19 protein-coding genes are annotated in these 16754 nt (G+C 34.0%); 7 read left to right on the forward strand and 12 right to left on the reverse strand.

Going from position 1 to position 16754, the window contains the following annotated elements; genetic code table 11:
• Positions 1 to 16: 16 nt before the first annotated feature.
• From KO493_RS01465 to KO493_RS01480, 4 genes are all read right to left on the reverse strand, one after another.
• Complete coding sequence (locus tag KO493_RS01465; RefSeq protein WP_216066174.1) at positions 17 to 454, reverse strand: hemerythrin domain-containing protein; 438 nt, start codon at positions 452 to 454, stop codon at positions 17 to 19.
• Between the two features lie 69 nt (positions 455 to 523).
• Positions 524 to 724 (reverse strand): hypothetical protein, encoded by a 201-nt coding sequence (locus KO493_RS01470; protein ID WP_216066175.1) that lies wholly within the window; start codon positions 722 to 724, stop codon positions 524 to 526.
• A 1-nt stretch (position 725) separates the two neighbouring features.
• On the reverse strand, positions 726 to 1073 hold the full coding sequence (locus KO493_RS01475; protein WP_216066176.1) for a hypothetical protein: 348 nt from the start codon (positions 1071 to 1073) through the stop codon (positions 726 to 728).
• A gap of 3 nt (positions 1074 to 1076) precedes the next feature.
• Positions 1077 to 1448: a YtxH domain-containing protein gene (locus KO493_RS01480; RefSeq protein ID WP_354667413.1), complete on the reverse strand. Its 372-nt coding sequence runs from the start codon at positions 1446 to 1448 to the stop codon at positions 1077 to 1079.
• 204 nt (positions 1449 to 1652) lie between these two features.
• Between KO493_RS01480 and KO493_RS01485 the strand changes: the two genes are divergently transcribed.
• Both KO493_RS01485 and KO493_RS01490 read left to right on the forward strand, forming a co-directional pair.
• Positions 1653 to 3014, forward strand: a complete 1362-nt coding sequence (locus tag KO493_RS01485; RefSeq protein ID WP_216066177.1) for an NAD-dependent succinate-semialdehyde dehydrogenase — start codon at positions 1653 to 1655, stop codon at positions 3012 to 3014.
• Positions 3015 to 3053: 39 nt separating this feature from the next.
• Positions 3054 to 4577: a GH3 family domain-containing protein gene (locus KO493_RS01490; protein WP_216066178.1), complete on the forward strand. Its 1524-nt coding sequence runs from the start codon at positions 3054 to 3056 to the stop codon at positions 4575 to 4577.
• Here KO493_RS01490 and KO493_RS01495 read toward each other — a convergent pair.
• Together KO493_RS01495 and KO493_RS16020 are read right to left on the reverse strand one after the other, a co-directional pair.
• A complete protein-coding gene (locus KO493_RS01495) occupies positions 4574 to 5152 on the reverse strand; it encodes a hypothetical protein (RefSeq protein ID WP_216066179.1) in 579 nt (192 codons plus the stop codon). The genes KO493_RS01490 and KO493_RS01495 overlap by 4 nt on opposite strands.
• Positions 5153 to 5328: 176 nt before the next feature.
• Positions 5329 to 5406: a four-helix bundle copper-binding protein gene (locus KO493_RS16020; protein ID WP_354667415.1), complete on the reverse strand. Its 78-nt coding sequence runs from the start codon at positions 5404 to 5406 to the stop codon at positions 5329 to 5331.
• Between the two features lie 262 nt (positions 5407 to 5668).
• On the opposite strand from KO493_RS16020, the gene KO493_RS01500 reads away from it, so the two are divergent.
• From KO493_RS01500 to KO493_RS01520, 5 genes are all read left to right on the forward strand, one after another.
• The gene (locus KO493_RS01500) at positions 5669 to 5812 is read left to right on the forward strand and encodes a hypothetical protein (RefSeq protein WP_216066180.1); all 144 of its coding nucleotides are present in this window, start codon (positions 5669 to 5671) and stop codon (positions 5810 to 5812) included.
• 193 nt (positions 5813 to 6005) lie between these two features.
• Positions 6006 to 6515: a peroxiredoxin-like family protein gene (locus KO493_RS01505; RefSeq protein ID WP_216066181.1), complete on the forward strand. Its 510-nt coding sequence runs from the start codon at positions 6006 to 6008 to the stop codon at positions 6513 to 6515.
• Positions 6516 to 6688: 173 nt separating this feature from the next.
• Positions 6689 to 7141 carry an arsenate reductase family protein gene (locus KO493_RS01510; RefSeq protein ID WP_216066182.1) on the forward strand — a complete coding sequence of 151 codons (453 nt, stop codon included), beginning with the start codon at positions 6689 to 6691 and terminating at the stop codon, positions 7139 to 7141.
• Between the two features lie 451 nt (positions 7142 to 7592).
• Positions 7593 to 8309 (forward strand): DUF547 domain-containing protein, encoded by a 717-nt coding sequence (locus tag KO493_RS01515; RefSeq protein WP_216066183.1) that lies wholly within the window; start codon positions 7593 to 7595, stop codon positions 8307 to 8309.
• A 16-nt stretch (positions 8310 to 8325) separates the two neighbouring features.
• On the forward strand, positions 8326 to 11142 hold the full coding sequence (locus KO493_RS01520) for a TonB-dependent receptor domain-containing protein (protein ID WP_216066184.1): 2817 nt from the start codon (positions 8326 to 8328) through the stop codon (positions 11140 to 11142).
• 144 nt (positions 11143 to 11286) lie between these two features.
• Here KO493_RS01520 and KO493_RS01525 read toward each other — a convergent pair whose 3' ends face one another.
• The 6 genes from KO493_RS01525 to KO493_RS01550 all read right to left on the reverse strand — a co-directional run bounded on the left by KO493_RS01525 (position 11287) and on the right by KO493_RS01550 (position 16519).
• Positions 11287 to 12315, reverse strand: coding sequence for a helix-turn-helix domain-containing protein (locus KO493_RS01525; RefSeq protein WP_216066185.1), 1029 nt, complete (start codon positions 12313 to 12315; stop codon positions 11287 to 11289).
• A gap of 33 nt (positions 12316 to 12348) precedes the next feature.
• Complete coding sequence (locus KO493_RS01530) at positions 12349 to 12492, reverse strand: lmo0937 family membrane protein (RefSeq protein WP_216066186.1); 144 nt, start codon at positions 12490 to 12492, stop codon at positions 12349 to 12351.
• Between the two features lie 18 nt (positions 12493 to 12510).
• Complete coding sequence (locus KO493_RS01535) at positions 12511 to 12654, reverse strand: hypothetical protein (protein ID WP_216066187.1); 144 nt, start codon at positions 12652 to 12654, stop codon at positions 12511 to 12513.
• Positions 12655 to 12932: 278 nt separating this feature from the next.
• On the reverse strand, positions 12933 to 15527 hold the full coding sequence (locus tag KO493_RS01540; protein WP_216066188.1) for an ATP-binding protein: 2595 nt from the start codon (positions 15525 to 15527) through the stop codon (positions 12933 to 12935).
• 5 nt (positions 15528 to 15532) lie between these two features.
• A complete protein-coding gene (locus tag KO493_RS01545; RefSeq protein WP_216066189.1) occupies positions 15533 to 15979 on the reverse strand; it encodes a response regulator in 447 nt (148 codons plus the stop codon).
• 15 nt (positions 15980 to 15994) lie between these two features.
• Complete coding sequence (locus tag KO493_RS01550; RefSeq protein ID WP_252723130.1) at positions 15995 to 16519, reverse strand: helix-turn-helix domain-containing protein; 525 nt, start codon at positions 16517 to 16519, stop codon at positions 15995 to 15997.
• Between the last annotated feature and the right edge of the window lie 235 nt (positions 16520 to 16754).

A 16754-nucleotide genomic window follows, 5' to 3' on the forward strand; every position in this document is an offset into this window, starting at 1 on the left:
CATTTACTGTGAAAAATTAAATATTTTCAGCCATATAAGCTTGATATTCCTTTGCTAAATCTATTTTTTGTTTTTCTGTAAACACCTTCCCTGCTAATTGAAAAAAGGCATGTTCCTCATCTTCTAAATGATGCTCTACTTTATGCTGTAAATCTTTTGCCGTTTTTAACCAGGCAGAAGATGTATAATCTGTTTTTTCGAGAATTTCTATTAATTCATCAATCTCATGATGCTCTGCGATACCATGTCTCGCTTTCTCTTGCATCATATCACTAGTAATTAATGGTTTATAAAAGTGACGTTCTTCTGCGTTGGCATGCATATCAAGCTCGTGTTTTAATTGCTTAAAAATAACATCCCTCGATTCAGTATCGCCTGATGTCGCGACTAGGCGCTCTAATAAGTTACGCTGAGTATCATGATCTTTTCTTAAAGCTTCAAATATTGTGGTCATTTTTTGTTTTTTTAGTTAATAAATAAGATAAAAAAGGCTCCATAATTTGAAGCCTTTTGGAGTTAGTCACTACTTTATAATTTTCTTTAACAGCATCAAAACGCCATACTTACCAGCAAAATTTAATCCTGTTTGAATCCAGTGGGCAGGCTTAAGATCTTCCATGTATTCTTCTTTCAATCCTTTTATCTCTTCCCATGCAATTTGGCGTTCTAAATTAAATATTTTTAAATCACGCTCCACATCCTTCATATTCTTGTAAATCTTCATATTAATTGAAAAAAAGCTTAGACAATTTCTTAATTACCATATTGTTTATAACACCCCTAAAAAGGTAAGCTATAATTGATAACACCATAAAACCAACACCTACTAATAAAAAGCCTAAAGGATAATTCCCTGTGGATTCACCAATATAAAAGGCCAGCGCCACAGCACTAAGCATCGCACACATAAACCCTAAACCCCCAACAATTATTGTTTTAAAGAGTAAGCTAACAGATATTGAAAAATGCTTAAAAAACTTTAATCGGTAGAATTTATAAGACGAATCAAGGTAGCGCTCACTAACCTTCACCGCCTTTGTATTTGTTTTATTTACAGCGTCTAACAACCCCATATATTATGATGTTTTTTGCAACTTCTTATTCTTAACCCTTAATTCTGTTAGTTTCTTTTCTAAAGTACTAATCACATCATCAGCCTTATGACTTACATCCATCACAATGTCATCCAACTGCTCCTCAATAGTTTGTTTTTTTGAGACTGTATTCGACATCACTCGATCTTTCAAATCGATAGTTGTTTGGGTAATAATATCTTTTGCTGTGGCCATTTCAGACTCTAATTTGTTTTTAGCTAAAGTTGCTTCGTCTGCAATAATCTGCCTTGTTTTACTTCCTTTATAGGGAGCAAACAATAAGCCTACAGCAGCTCCTACTAATGTCCCTGCTATAATTCCTAATGCTGTACTTTCATTATTATTCATACTCATAATGTTATATTAATTTAAAATTAAACTTATTTTTTTTTGTTATCACAAAGTTAATCGCACACTACACCCTGCGTTGACTCAATACAACAGATTATTAGCTGTTATGAGAAAACTTGAAAACGCTCATGTTTTTAGTAATAGCATCAAACAGTGCTATTTCAAATAGTTATCTTTATAAATAATTTTCTGAATTAGAATTTTGCTATGAAAAAAGATATCACCACTACAAACCCATATTCCAATGAAGATTTAGAGTCTTATAATTATTTCACATCCAATGAAATTTCAGAAATATTATTACACGCTGATAAGACATTTCAAACTTGGAAAACTAAAGGCCTCTCCAAAAAGACGGGATTGGTAAAAAAAGTTGCCGACAACCTTTGGGATAACAGAGATAAATACGCGAAATTGATTTCTTCTGAAATGGGAAAACCTATCAAAGAAAGTTTAGCTGAAATTGATAAATGCATGTATTTATGTGATTTCTATGCTAAAACTTCATCAGACTTACTAGCTGATGCCCTTATTGAAACTGATGCTCAAGAAAGTTTTATTTCTTACGATCCATTAGGTGTTATTCTAGGTGTTATGCCATGGAACTACCCGTTTTGGCAGGTTTTAAGATTTGCCATCCCTACATTAACAGCAGGAAATTGCGTGGTTTTAAAACACGCATCAAATGTAACAGGTTGTGCTTTGGCTATTCAAGATGTCTTTGAAGATGCTGGCTACCCTATGGGCTGCTTTACGACGATAGTAGCCGATCATAGCGCAATTGAAAGCATAATAAAAAACGACATCGTTAAGGCTATATCCCTTACCGGTAGTGAAAAAGCTGGTCGGAAAATTGCAGAAATTGCAGGTTCACAATTAAAAAAACTTGTTCTCGAACTCGGTGGTAACAATGCCTGTATCGTGCTTAATGATGCCGATTTGGACTCCCATTTATCAACCATGGTAAACGCTCGCATGTTAAATACCGGACAAAGTTGTATAGCGGCCAAACGTTTTATTGTTGAAGCCGAAATATACGATACCTTCTTAGAACAGTTTACAAAAAAAGTGGCTGCCTTAAAATCGGGTGATCCACTTCTGGAAGACACCGAAATAGGTACACTAGCTAGACCAGATTTAGCAGATATATTAGAAGACCAAGTAAATCGCTCGGTCGAACAAGGTGCTCACATCCATTATGGAAACGCCCGCGATCATGCCTATTACCAACCCACAATCATAACTGAAGTTACTACAAACATGCCTGTATTTACAGAAGAAACTTTTGGACCAGTGGCCGCTATTATAAAAGTATCTAACAAAGAGGAAGCCTACAAACTTGCTAGTGACACGTCTTTCGGCTTAGGCACCATGATTTTTACAGAAAATATTGAAGACGCCAAACAAAACATTATTCATATTGAAGATGGCGCATTTTTCATCAACGAGATGGTGAAATCTGACCCCAGATTGCCTTTTGGAGGCACAAAAAACTCTGGCTATGGCCGAGAACTTTCCAAGGAAGGCTTATTAGCCTTTACAAACAAAAAAACAGTTTACATTAAATAACAATTGATACGCAACTTACATTAACAAAAATAACAATCCATGGCTATAATTGGTAATATTATAAAAGGCGTAATTAACATAAAAGACGCCATTACTTTTGAAACAAACCCTGTTGAGGAACAACAAAAAGTTTTAAAGAAACTACTCGAAAAAGCTAAAGATACCGCATTTGGTAAACACTATAATTTTCAAAACATTCTCGACAGTGAAAATCCAGATGAAGCTTTTGCCCAAAACATTCCATATCATGATTATGACAAGATGAGTGGCGAATGGTGGCACAAACTGTTAGACGGCGAAACAGATATCACGTGGCCAGGAAAACCAGATTATTTTGCTCTAAGCTCTGGAACTACTGGAAAAACAAGCAAACGCATTCCTGTAACGAACGCCATGGTAGAAGCCATTCAACAAGCAGGTATAAAACAAGTTTTCGCATTGAGCAACTTTGATTTACCTGCCGATTTTTTTGAAAAGGAAATTATGATGCTAGGAAGCTCTACCGATTTAGACCAAAATAAAGACCATTTAGAAGGTGAAATTAGCGGTATAAGCGCGAGTCAGATTCCACATTGGTTTAGAGGTTACTACAAACCAGGAGAAAAAATTGCAAAAATTGACGATTGGGATGAACGTGTAAAGCACATTGCTAAAAATGCTAAAAGTTGGGACATTGGAGCTTTAAGCGGAATCCCTTCTTGGCTAGAATTGATGCTTGCTGAAGTTATAAAATACCATGACGCAAAAACCATACATGACATATGGCCAAACCTACAAGTGTACACGTCTGGAGGTGTAGCTTTCGGTCCATATGAAAAGAGTTTTAATGCGTTACTGGAAAAACCAATTACTATTATTGACACCTATTTAGCTTCTGAAGGTTTTATAGCCTATCAAGAGCGCCCGGAAACGAAATCTATGAAACTTATTGTAGATAATGGCATCTATTTTGAATTTGTACCCTTCAATCCAGATTACATCAATCAAGATGGATCCATTAAAGAAAGTGCCCCCTGTCTAACTTTAGCAGATGTTGAGCTGGATCAAGATTACGTACTTATCATGTCTACCGTAAGCGGTGCTTGGCGCTATTTAATTGGCGACACCATTGTATTTACGGATCTCGAACGTGCCGAAATCAAAATTACAGGACGTACAAAGTTTTTCTTAAACACTGTAGGGTCGCAGCTTTCTGTAAATAAAATGGATGATGCCGTTCAATATTTAGAAGAAAAATTAGATGTGAAAATTCCAGAATACACCCTGGCAGCAAAACGATTTGACGACGAGTTTTACCACAGTTGGTACTTAGGATCTGATATAAAAAACGCGGATGCCGAGAAAATCGCAGACTTGCTAGACAACTTTCTAGCTGATGCCAATAAAAACTACAAAGTAGCCCGATCGAAAGCCTTAAAAGGCGTTAAAGTTGCCGTAATCGATCCATCAATTTTTCATGAATGGAGTGGGGCAAATAAAAAGAAAGGTGGCCAAGTTAAAATGGAACGTGTTATGAGCGAAGCGAAGTTTGAAGCATGGGAAACTTTTGTAAAGGAAAACTAACTGGCTTTATCTTGAGAATCCTTTTCATCTGCTTTTTCAACCATTTCCATGATTTCTTCTGGAGATAGGTAGTATTTTTTTATTCTTAATTTATATTTATTTTCAATATCGGCATGATTTAATATAAAGTTTTTAGTCGCTAAAATATATTCAGCCATGCCGTGAGAAACCGCAAAAGTATCTGCAGCTCTTTCAGCTTCTATAATATGATTATCAGACAATAGATAATTCACACCAAACCACATAAGTTCAGAATTACTCATTCGCTGGTAATCCATAACATGACCTAGCTCATGACCTATCCAACCAACCATAACATCTTCAGGCACATCTTCAGTTTTAAAGACACGATCGGCAATTTTTATTTTTTCACTAATGCGTATCACATAAGAACGGTTTCTTCTACTCTTAAAAAAACTACCAAATAACGGTTGGGCCTGCATGGTCGATTTTTTAATATTTGACTTAAATCGAAATTCTATAGATACATCACTAAGCTCAGGATAATATGATAAAGCCTTACTAACCTCTTTAGCGATACTGTTTGGTATAACGTGTTTAATATTTTGTGACATAGATTGGTTTGGAAGTAAACCTATAAAAATGATTGAGAGTTTTAAAATTATACTCTGAAAACTCCTCGGCGAACCGAAAAATAGCGCTTTCGAAAAAAACTTAAAAGTGTTCAACATTTTTACAATTTACATTTTAAAAGAAATAGATGCAATAAAGCTAATCATAATAAATACAATTAAACCATATGCACACGACATTCTTGAGCACATTTCACACAAGATTCAATACAACTTTCATAGCTACTTACAATAATTTTTAAGTTTTAATTCATACTCAATACATTCGTTTAATTTTTTATTCAAACGTATCTCAATATAGGCGCCAAACTTAACTTACTTTAACTCTAAAACCAAATTATTTAACACTTACAACATTAATTTACAACACATTAAGCCTATAACAAATGAGTCAACATTGTTTTTATAAGCGTTAATCCTAAGGCGTACCATTTTATACCTTGTACTCACATCAAAGCGATGTCTGAGAAACCTATTAACACTGTAAAACATAAAAAAATGGGAGATATTAATGATAAAAAGAAATTTAAATCAAAAATTGAACAAAAACATCCAATAAATCCTAATGGCAATACAGATGTTAAAAACAACACTTTTGACATTTATAAGAAAACCATTAAGGATCAGCAAAACAAAAAATAGAAATAGTTTATTTCACTAATAACTCGAGACGATCTACTAAAGTAAAACTTCCGTCAACATGAACTTGTTTCTGGTGATCATCCTACTCAATTATCATTAGAATGAAGTTCTAAAAACAAGTTTAGAGTGACCCAATTTCATGTTTTGTTTTAGAAAGTCTCTTCATTTATACAACATTTAAAGAAACAGAAAAATGATATTACCAAATACAGAAGTACCCGCATTAAGTTTACCTTTAACCGATGGATCTACTTGGGATCTTAAATCTCAAAAAAGTGAAGCCTTTACTATTTTAGTATTCTACAGAGGCTTACATTGCCCTGTATGTAAAAAACAATTACAAGAAATAGAGGAAATTCTCCCTAAGTTTAAGGATCGTGGCGTTGATATCATATCTATTAGTTGTGATACCGAAAAACGCGCAAATCTTTCAGCTGAAAAATGGGAGATTTCTAAATTACCTATAGCTTATAATTTGTCGATAGAAGAAGCTAGAAAATGGGGGTTATATGTTTCTGAAGCGATTTCAGACAAAGAACCAGAACAATTCTCTGAGCCTGGAATATTCATAATTCGACCTGATTTTTCACTTTATGCGAGCTCTATTCAAACCATGCCGTTTGCAAGACCTCAAATGGAAGACATTTTAAAAGCCCTCGATTTTGTTACTGAAAATGACTACCCAGCACGTGGTAGCAAATAACAATACCCCTTAAGAAGCTGTTTAAAAGCACCTCATTTTCGCTCCTGAACGTGTTTCAGGTTTTCACAACGATAAGTTATCCATGTGATGAAACTCTGAAATGAATTTTTTACTTTTTAAACAGCTTTTTTTTTAACCTGAAACATACACTCAAAAAATTAAAGTTTTAAACCATGAAAAATATGTCAATTTTAGCAAGAGATAAAAAACAACTCACCTATATATACAGTTCTAAATCACACCTTGGAAAACAAGTGCTTGGATACATTCAAGGCATTGATAAAAAAGTAGAAACCATAGACATAGACAAGGAAAAACTTGGCGATACCATTTGGGTGGAGATTTCAGACCAATTAAATGTAGCAATAAACAAGTTGTTTTCTATTGAAGGCGCCGATTATGGTAATACCGAAGACTTTGACACCGAAGACTGGCTTAAAATTCTAAACAAAAACACAGAACTATTACAAAAACCAATTGCCATCGTAGGCAAAGACGTAAAACAAATAGTAAACCGGTCGGAAATCCTTGAATTCTTTGGAGTAGATTCTGCAGGGTTTGAAAAAAAACCTAGCGGCGAATCACCAACGACTTCATCTACAACTGAGGATGAAAAATTTGTTTAATTAAGGTTTAAAACTTCAAAAAAGCCTCCTAAAATCATTACGGTTTTAGGAGGCTTTTTTATTCTAATAAACAAAATGACCTCAATAATAAGCGATCACCCTCTCGAGGCTAGTCATTATGTTAACATAACCTTAGACGTCTAAAACGCGTTTTACTCGATGAAACGCAAATTAAAGAAAGAGTAAACCTACATTACCAGCCAGCTCAAATCTTTTTTATCATATAAAAACAGGCTTATTTTGACTTACTGCTATATTTATCGGTTGATTACTTTCAACATGATAATTTTTTCCACTCAAAATTGAATCTTCTGTATAAATAATTATTGAATAGCTATGCATACATAGAATATATATTTTTGCGCCTTCTTTTTTTTAGAAGCCAAATAAAACACTAAAGAACCTACATGTTTATTAAAAAATTAACACAGAAAAAACCAAATTATTAACTATGAACTTAAGACGAAAATTAACAAGCCTCCTAATCATACTTATCTGCTGCTTGGGACATTCACAATCCATTGATAATTCTGAACTAAAGGTTTTCTTAAAGAAACATGTTTCGAATGAAGGGTTTATTAATTATGAAAAATTAGTAAGAAATAAGGAATCTCTAAGCGAAATTGTTCTAGGGTTATCCAAGTTAACACCTAACACGACTTGGTCTAAACCAGAAACTAAAGCTTATTGGATTAACGTGTATAATTTTAACATGCTCAAATTAGTATCGGACTACTATCCGTTTAAATCTATAAAATACATTCAAGCGCCTTTCAACATTGAATTCATTAATATTAATGGGCAAAAAGTTTCTTTAGACGATGTTGAAAATATCATAATAGAAGAAATTGGTGACCCACGAATGTATTTTGCACTAAACAACACAAGTATATCTGCTCCAGCATTAAGTAGAGAGCCTTACACTGCCGAAACACTAGACACTCAATTAGAATTTGCAGTTAAGAACTTTATAAATGACTCGAGCAAAAACTATTTTTCAAAAACTACTAATGAAGCCATCCTTTCTCCTTTATTCAAATGGCACGCTTCGCATTTTGAAGACTTAAGCGCATTCATTAACAAATATTTAGAAGGTAAACAAATAACAAACCAAACAAAAATCACTTATTCTAGCTTTGATTGGACCTTAAGCAAAGAATCATATTAACAACAACCTAGTCACTATGAAAATTAAAATCACCACCCTACTATTATTAGTGGGACTCTCAGCATTATCTCAAAATTTTATAAAAGGAAAAATAATAGGAACAGATGGAACTCCATTAATTGGAGTAGATGTATTTATTAACAATACACTCATGGCTTCATCCGACTTTACTGGTGAGTTTAGCATCGACTACATAGGGAGTTACCCTTTGGAAGTAACCTTTAATTATATTGAATATAATGAATTAACTAAGACTCTATTTGAACCAAAAAACGGACGTAATTTACTCGTTCAAATGTCTAAAGAAAAAATAACCGATTTAACACAAGTTGTAGTTTCGGCTTCTAGAACGACGGAAAAAAAAATTGAAACCCCTGTTACTATTGAAACACTTTCGAAAAAAGATATTTTAAATGGTACAAGTCAAAATTTTTATGATGAGCTTACCAATGTAAAAGAAGTTCAGTTTAATGCTACAAACTTGATTAGCAAGTCCATTAATACGCGTGGCTTCGGTCAAGCAACAAACACCAGGTTCCTTCAATTAACCGATGGCGCTGAAATGACAATTCCAGTATTCAACGCATCTATTGGGAATTCTTTAGGTATTAACCAATTAGATGTTGAAAACATTGAAATTCTTCCAGGGGCCTCATCTGCACTTTATGGAGCGAATGCTTTTAACGGCATCATGTTCATCAATAGTAAAAGCCCATTTGAAGACACTGGCATTTCTGTATACTACAACCATGGTTATACCGATCAAGAGGCTGCTGGTGTAAATGCTTTTAATGATTTAGGTATGAGATGGGCTCTAAAAATGAGCAACTCTACAGCATTAAAACTTAACCTAAGTTATTTCAATGGAACTGATTGGACAGCTAATAACACAAACAGTAAAACTACTGTAGATAGAGGGCTACCTCCTATCCAATACTTTGATGCCGTTAATATTTATGGTGATGAAATTGTTGGTAACAGTATGGCTGCTGGCGGCCCTGTAAGTAGAACAGGTTATAACGACAGTGACTTAAATGAAGGAAAAGTTGAAAACTTTAATGGTGATATCTCATTTCATATCAAGCCTAATGAAGATTCTGAAATTAAACTACAACAAAAAGTATCTTTCGGAACCACAAATTTTAGTGGTACGAACACACGAGTAACATTAAAGAACTTTTTAATTTTACAATCGAACCTTTCTTATACGACTAAAAATTTAACGTTCAGAACTTATTTTACCATGGATGACGCTGGTGATTCTTACGACATGGTAAGAACAGCCATCAACATCAATAACCAAGCTAAGAACAATGGACAGTGGTATACGGATTATGACAATTCATTAAGCATGTTCAGGTCTGACAATCCTAGTTTAGACAATAATACTTTATTAGCAATGGCTCGTGAGTTTGCAGATTACAGTACTGTTGATGGATATAACGGAAACTTACCTAATTCTGTAGGCGGCGTGCCTCACTTTGACCCAGAGACTAATGGATTTAAGCAAGCTTTTGATGCAGTTACAACTAGTACAGACCTAACAACAGGTTCTAGAATCCAGGATAATTCACACACCATACAAAGTGATATCAATTATAACTTTCAAGACATTGTAAAATTTGCAGAACTTCAATTAGGAGGGACTTTTAAAAGGTATGTACTTAATTCAAGTGGTACCGTGTTTAACGATGCAAATGAAAAAATTGATTATGATGTTTATGGTTTTTACGGACAACTTCAAAAAAAGCTGCTCAATGACCGTTTAAAATTGTCAGGATCTGTTCGCTATGATAAACTATCTGATCTAGAAGGTAACTTTTCTCCAAGATTATCTGTTAACTACGCTTTGGGAAGAAACAAAACACGTAATATTAGAGCTTCTTTTCAAACAGGTTTTAGAAACCCAACCTCAAGCGATTTATACAATGGTGCCAATTACGGATTTATAAGTTTAGTTGGTTCTGCTCAGGATAACTTAGACAACTATAGCAACCTTGTAACTTTTTCAACACCTTTGTTAGGCCCTGATGATCAAACAGTAGATCTTACAGGAAATTACATCTATGACAACTCGTTTTCTGTGGAGTCTGTACAATATTTTGTAAATAGCTTTGACCCTGGAAATAACCCACAAGCAGCTATAGATTTACTTAAGATTAAAAAAGTAGAGGCTGTAAGAGCTGAAAAAGTAGAATCTTTCGAGCTAGGTTATAGAGCTGATATCGCAAAATTCACTTTCGACATCAATGGATATTACAACAAGTACACTGATTTTATTTACACAAAAAAGGTAATCACTCCTTATTTTGTAAACCCTAACATCGCTCCAGAATACGGAGGGATTGGTGCTGCTATTTTAACGCAGAACTACTTAACACATCAAGTTTATACTAATGCCGAAGTGCCTATTGAAACTGTTGGTTTCGGTTTTGGAGTTGAGAGACGTTTTAAAAAGTTTTTTATAAATGGTGCTTATAATCACACCAAACTATTAGGCTATAACGAAGCTATAGATCCTGATTTCGTTCCTGAGTTCAACACACCAGAACACGCAGTGAAATTTGCGCTTGGAGCTAATGAATTGTTCAAAAATTTCGGATTTACAACTAAGGTAAGATATAATTCTGAATATGAATGGATTTCTCCTTTTGCCAACGGTACCATTGCTGAAGGTACAGTTTTAGATGCTCAAATTAGCTATGGAATTCCTTCAATTAAATCGACCATAAAAGCTTCTGCGAACAATTTATTTGGAGAAGAGTATATACAAGTTATCGGTTCAGGAAGCATAGGACAAACCTATTTCCTATCGTTAATCTTCAATCCATAAGCCGCTATTTACTTTTTAAGATAACGAAAAACCACAAAAAAGGTCGTCTCAATCCATTGAGACGACCTTTTTTTTGTCATTACGACCTAAAAATACAATCTTAAAATACTTATAATACCAATTTAACTGTATATGCTATAAACCTTATGCAGATATAGACAACTCACGTTGTGCCATTTTATATTCGCTTGGGCTACAGTTATAACTTTCTTTAAAAATCTTAGAAAAATAACTTCTGCTAGAAAAGCCAATACTGTACACCACTTCAGAAATATTCATATCGGTGTTTTTTAAGTAATTCTCTGCCTTTCGTACACGTACCGTTCTTAAATGATCGGTTACCGTTCTACCATGCATTAATTTAAATCCTTCCTGTAATTTCGATGGTGAAATTCCAAACTCTGAACATAATTGCGAGATCGAAATCTGAGTATCAAAATTATCATTTACATAAGTTGAAGCTTCTTTAATAGCTTTCATTTCTCTTATTGTCAAGCTTCCTAATTGGAATTCATTATTTTTTGAATCCTTTGAATGTTGCTCGATCTCCAAAGCTAAAATAACATGCACTAATCCTTGTAATAAAAGAGTTTTAACTAAACCTTCTTGCTTTATTGCATTGATTTGCTGCACTTTTTCAGCAATTTGTAAATTTTGAGACCCTACATATACAAAATTATTCAATGAATCATCTTTGAAGAACGTTTTGTATAGCTTTCCTTTTAAACCTTCTTTTTTAGAATTCTGAGCTTGCTTTGTGGTTTGCACTGTGATTATGGCCACTTTTAAACGTTCATCCTTCTTAAAATAAAGTACATTTTCATCTCCCGATGGACTGGCTATAATCCCAGTTTGAAAACGCTCTAATTCACTTTTAGCACCATCAACCCCAAAACTATGTCCCATGCTTCCCGCAGAACAGTAAGCAAAATAGATTGGACTTTTGTTTGGTATATTTATCGATAACGCAATATCTTCAGAGAATGTCATATCAAAATCAATATAAGAAATTCCTCCCGCAAGCGCGGTTCCCTGAATACGCCCTTCCCCTATTTCATTATTCATCTCTAAAATATATTCTTTAGAGTCTTTCACGACAGATCCTCCAAAATTACATTTTAACTGGTTAAACATCGCGCCGATTGTGTTTGTTTTTAGGTGTTTGGTTTTCATGAGATTATACTTTAAGTTTGATTTTTTTTGTTTTTAATTTTCAAGTACTTTTTTAGAAGCTACAATTACAGCTACAAGCAATAACAAATGAATGACCAGCCCTACACTAAAGACAAAAAATCCGATAGCCCAAGCGATTAAACATAAAATGATTATTAAACCTGTTGTTCTTAACATGGTAATTGTTTTAAATTCCTACTTCTCTTCTGAGGCAACTTGATTCCCTGTAACTTTCATTAAAAGATTCTTTAGAAAGTTAGTTTTTATAAATCCTGTACTAGGCCAGGATTTGCCTACTCGAGCAAATTGTTTTGTTGATGCTTTTATCGTCCTTTCCATAATCTTTTAGTTTTATCATTTATAGACTTGTATTAAATCTACAGGGCAAAGATCTATAGCAACACCACTTTTTATGTTATGCAACTTTGGGATTGTGTTATATAACTATTGGTTTTTGAGGATTTAGCTCTTAGAAGGCGTTAAAAATATCCTGCCTAGAGGTCGTTTTAATATAGGTATTGCAAAAAAACTAAAGTATAAGTAAGTTCTTCTCTTGCTAGCTCAATGTTGGCAGAATAATATCGGCAATTAAAACTTTAATATTTTTAAGGAGAAAATTAAGCAGGAAGGTAAATTATAAACTCAGCCCCCTTACCAGGATTTCCTTTAGCGCAGATATAACCATTATGGTTTTCAACTATTTTCTTGCAAATTGCCAAACCAATACCATTACCTGAATACTCGTTTTTTTGATGTAGACGCTGAAAAACTTCGAATATCTTTTCGGCATGTTGGGAATCAAAACCGATACCATTATCTTTAAAAGTAATTTTATGGTAGCGCATTTTTAGTGTAACAAATTTATCTGGCAGTTTAGTGGCATTTACTCTTTTGTAGCGAATTTCTACTTGTGGTTGCTTGTTAAGACTTTTATATTTAAGAGCATTCGATATTAAGTTAGCAAACAACTGCTCCATTTGAAAAACAACTCCTTTTATTTTTGGCAGCTTATCAGCGAGCACCTCAGCGTCTGAATCGTTTATACGCGTCGCCAAATCATCTTCAGTTTTAAAAAGTATATCGTTTAAATCGATTTTTTCAAAATCTGTTTTGCTGCTATCTATCCTGGAATATGCTAACAGGTTCTTTATCAACGACTGCATACGTTTTACGCCATTGGTCACTTTTTCAAAATACAATTTACCTTTTTCTGAAAACTGCTCGCCTTCCCGATCTTCAATTCTGGAAATAAACAATTGTATTTTTCGAAGTGGCTCTTGTAAATCGTGACTCGCTACGCGGTTAAACGATTCTAACTCGGCATTACTTTGTTTTAATCGCAAGTTGCTTTTTACCAGACGTTCTTCAGCTTCGATACTTTCGGTAACATCTTGCACCACGCCAATCATAACTTTTCTTGCGTTTTTAGTTACAAACTGGCCATTAGATTTAAAATGTTTCACCTTCCCTTGTTTTGTAATAATACGATAGGTGTGCTCGGCAGTTTCAGAATCGTCGAGAATACTAGCGCCTCTTTTCTCATAAAGTTCCAAATCATCAGGATGAACAAAATCTTTATATCGCTGCAAGGAGGATTTAAATTCGTTAGGTTTGCAACCTAACATGGCATAAAAATTATCGGAAAGCTCGGAAGTATCCGATTCCATATCCCAAACAAAGCTTCCAATTTTAGCTAAACTTTCAGCATCAGATAATATGGAGTTTTGAATGGTAAGATCTTCATTGAGCTTAATGAGTTCATCAGATTTTTTCTTTTCTTCGGTAACATCTCTAGCGGTCAATGTGACACCATCTCCTAATTTTATCGCGGTAGCCCTAAACCAATGCTGATTATTATTACTAAGGAAAGGCACTTCATATTGAACAGGCGTATTGTTTTCCACAGCATCTACCCATTTGTCAAAAACACCAATTTCAATCATTTCAGGGTAAGCTTCAGATATTTTTTTATGCTTTAAATCCTGCGGAAGATCACCTGTAACTGGGCTAATTCTTTCATTCGCAAAAAGAATTTCAAAATCTATAATTTTACCGTTGTCGTCTCTAATACTTTTAAAATGCATCACAATATGAGAAATACTTTTAAAAATATTCCCTAAAAATGCACGGCTATCTAACAACTCTAAGTTCTGATTCTCTAAACGCTTTTTAAAAACTTGTTGCGCCGCGTTCGATTCTTTCTCTAAAGTTGTGTTTCGAGCTGTTAATAATACGCCTTCAGTTAATGGTGTGGCTAGGCAATTGAACCACATTTTTTTACCATCAATAACGACTTCTTTTTCAAAATCTACTTTAGTTTGATCGTTATATGCGTTTGCAAGCTCTTTAAACTCACCATCAACCATCAAAAAGGGAAAAGTTTCAGACACTAATTGCCCTGTAATAACGTCTGGATCTAACCCTAAATAATCACGATTACAATCGTTAGCATAAACAATTTTAAAATCTACAATGGCTTCATTAGCATCAAAAATTGGCTCAAAATAATTTATAATGTTATCTGTAGTTGCTAATATATTCCTTAAAAATGCCTCAGACTGCTTTAGTCTTAATTTGTTTTTATAAACCCGCAAAAAAGACAACACACAAATAAACAGCGCTAAAAAGGCTAAAAACAATGAGGTAATTGGTGCAAGGAATTTATAAGACGCATAATTTGCTTGCCTTTCTTGCATGAGGTATTTCTCGTTAGCAAGCATTTGATTTTTAAGGACACGTATATTTTCAATAGTTTTATCTATTTTATTTTTCTGAACTTCCTCCGTTTCAAAAAACTCTTGATCGTTTTCAAAATTAAGTGTGTCTAATACATGAAGCTGATTGTTCATTTTATTCAACAAGGACTCAAGTGGTTCTAAACGGGCTTGTTGCAAGTGATTATCTAAGGTGAGTACTTTTAAACTATCTAATACTATTTTCCCTTCTATTTTGTAATTTTTAAGGGCGTGACTTAAATAAGAATCCTCTAGGAGCTCGGACCTAAATTCTTCCGAATCTGCTCGGGTATAGTGTTCCGTTAAGCTGCCTATAACATTATAAACATGCAGGGTTTGGGCAACCGTTTCGGCCGATTCTTGCATGCGTATAATCTGCTTATACGCCATACTTGCTATAAATAAAAGCAGAGCAAGTGCTGCTATCAATAAAATGATATAAGTTTTTGTGGAAGTGTATACTTTTTTAAAATCCATAAAAATTAAATACGAAACAGAAAGGTGTCTTTATTTAAATTAGAGGTGTGATATTGCCAATTAAGTTGTAGCACCTTCTCTACCGACTCTCGCAATTTACTATAGTTATTGGGCTTATTCACATAAATGTTTGCCCCATTTAAAAATGTTTCTTCAATATCAACCTCTGATGAGGATGTAGAATAAATTGCCACGCACAAATCCTTCAACACCGGATTACTGCGTATTTCTTTTAAACATTGGAGCCCATTTTTTATAGGCATATTAAGGTCTAAAAAAATTAAATTAGGAAGTATGACCTCTGCAGAGGTAAGATAATCCATAAGCTCTTGACCATGATTAAATAACATTAATTTTGTTTGAATAGCAATCTCGTCTATTGCCTCGCTGAATAACATTCTGTCGTCATCATCATCATCAGCCAGAACAATATTTAAAGGAAATTTACTCATTTACTCTTGTCGTATTTAATTCGTTTGGGAATGGATTATTTTCTTTTTCATGATACGTTGAAACGCACTAGGTGTTAGCCCGGTGGTTTTTTTAAACTGTCCAGATAAATGTGCGACGCTACTATAATTTAACTTAAACGCTATTTCTGTTAAGGTTAAATTGGTATTACACAAATACTCCTTTACAATATCTACGCGCCTAAGGATGGCGTAATTCTCTATGGAAGTATATGTGTTTTCGGAAAAAACAGCCGATAAATGCGCATAAGAATAATGCAAGGTGTCTGCTAAATAAGCTGAAAGTTTCACAGAAGTATTGGCTTGATCACGCAACATACTATCTACAGCATTTTTAATACGGTCTACTATAGTTGATGTCTGGTTGACCTCAAATTCAATACCATATTTCCTTAAAGCCTTAGTTAAAGTGCTTTGCTTTTCTGAAGATAATTCATCGGTAATTGTAATTGCGTTGGCACTATTTAATGTGTATGAAATATCTAAAGCATTAAGCTGCTCTTCTAATAAAGTCTTAGACATGATATTGAAATCATATTTCACAAAAAACGTCATTTAAACCAAGCCCTTTTCACGTTACACTTAAGCCCACGAAAGATATACCAAAATATTTTAAAAATTAATATTTTTAGCCAGAATAAGTTTTCTGCCATTCGCATTTAGTGGTTTTAAAATTGTTAGTAAAAAAACATTTATGCGCTCTTTGGGTAAAAACCAAAAAACTCACCTTATTTCTCTTTAAAAGAAACAAGATGAG

It is taken from the genome of Pseudotamlana agarivorans (assembly GCF_018860245.1).
Taxonomy (GTDB): Bacteria; Bacteroidota; Bacteroidia; order Flavobacteriales; family Flavobacteriaceae; genus Pseudotamlana; species Pseudotamlana agarivorans_A.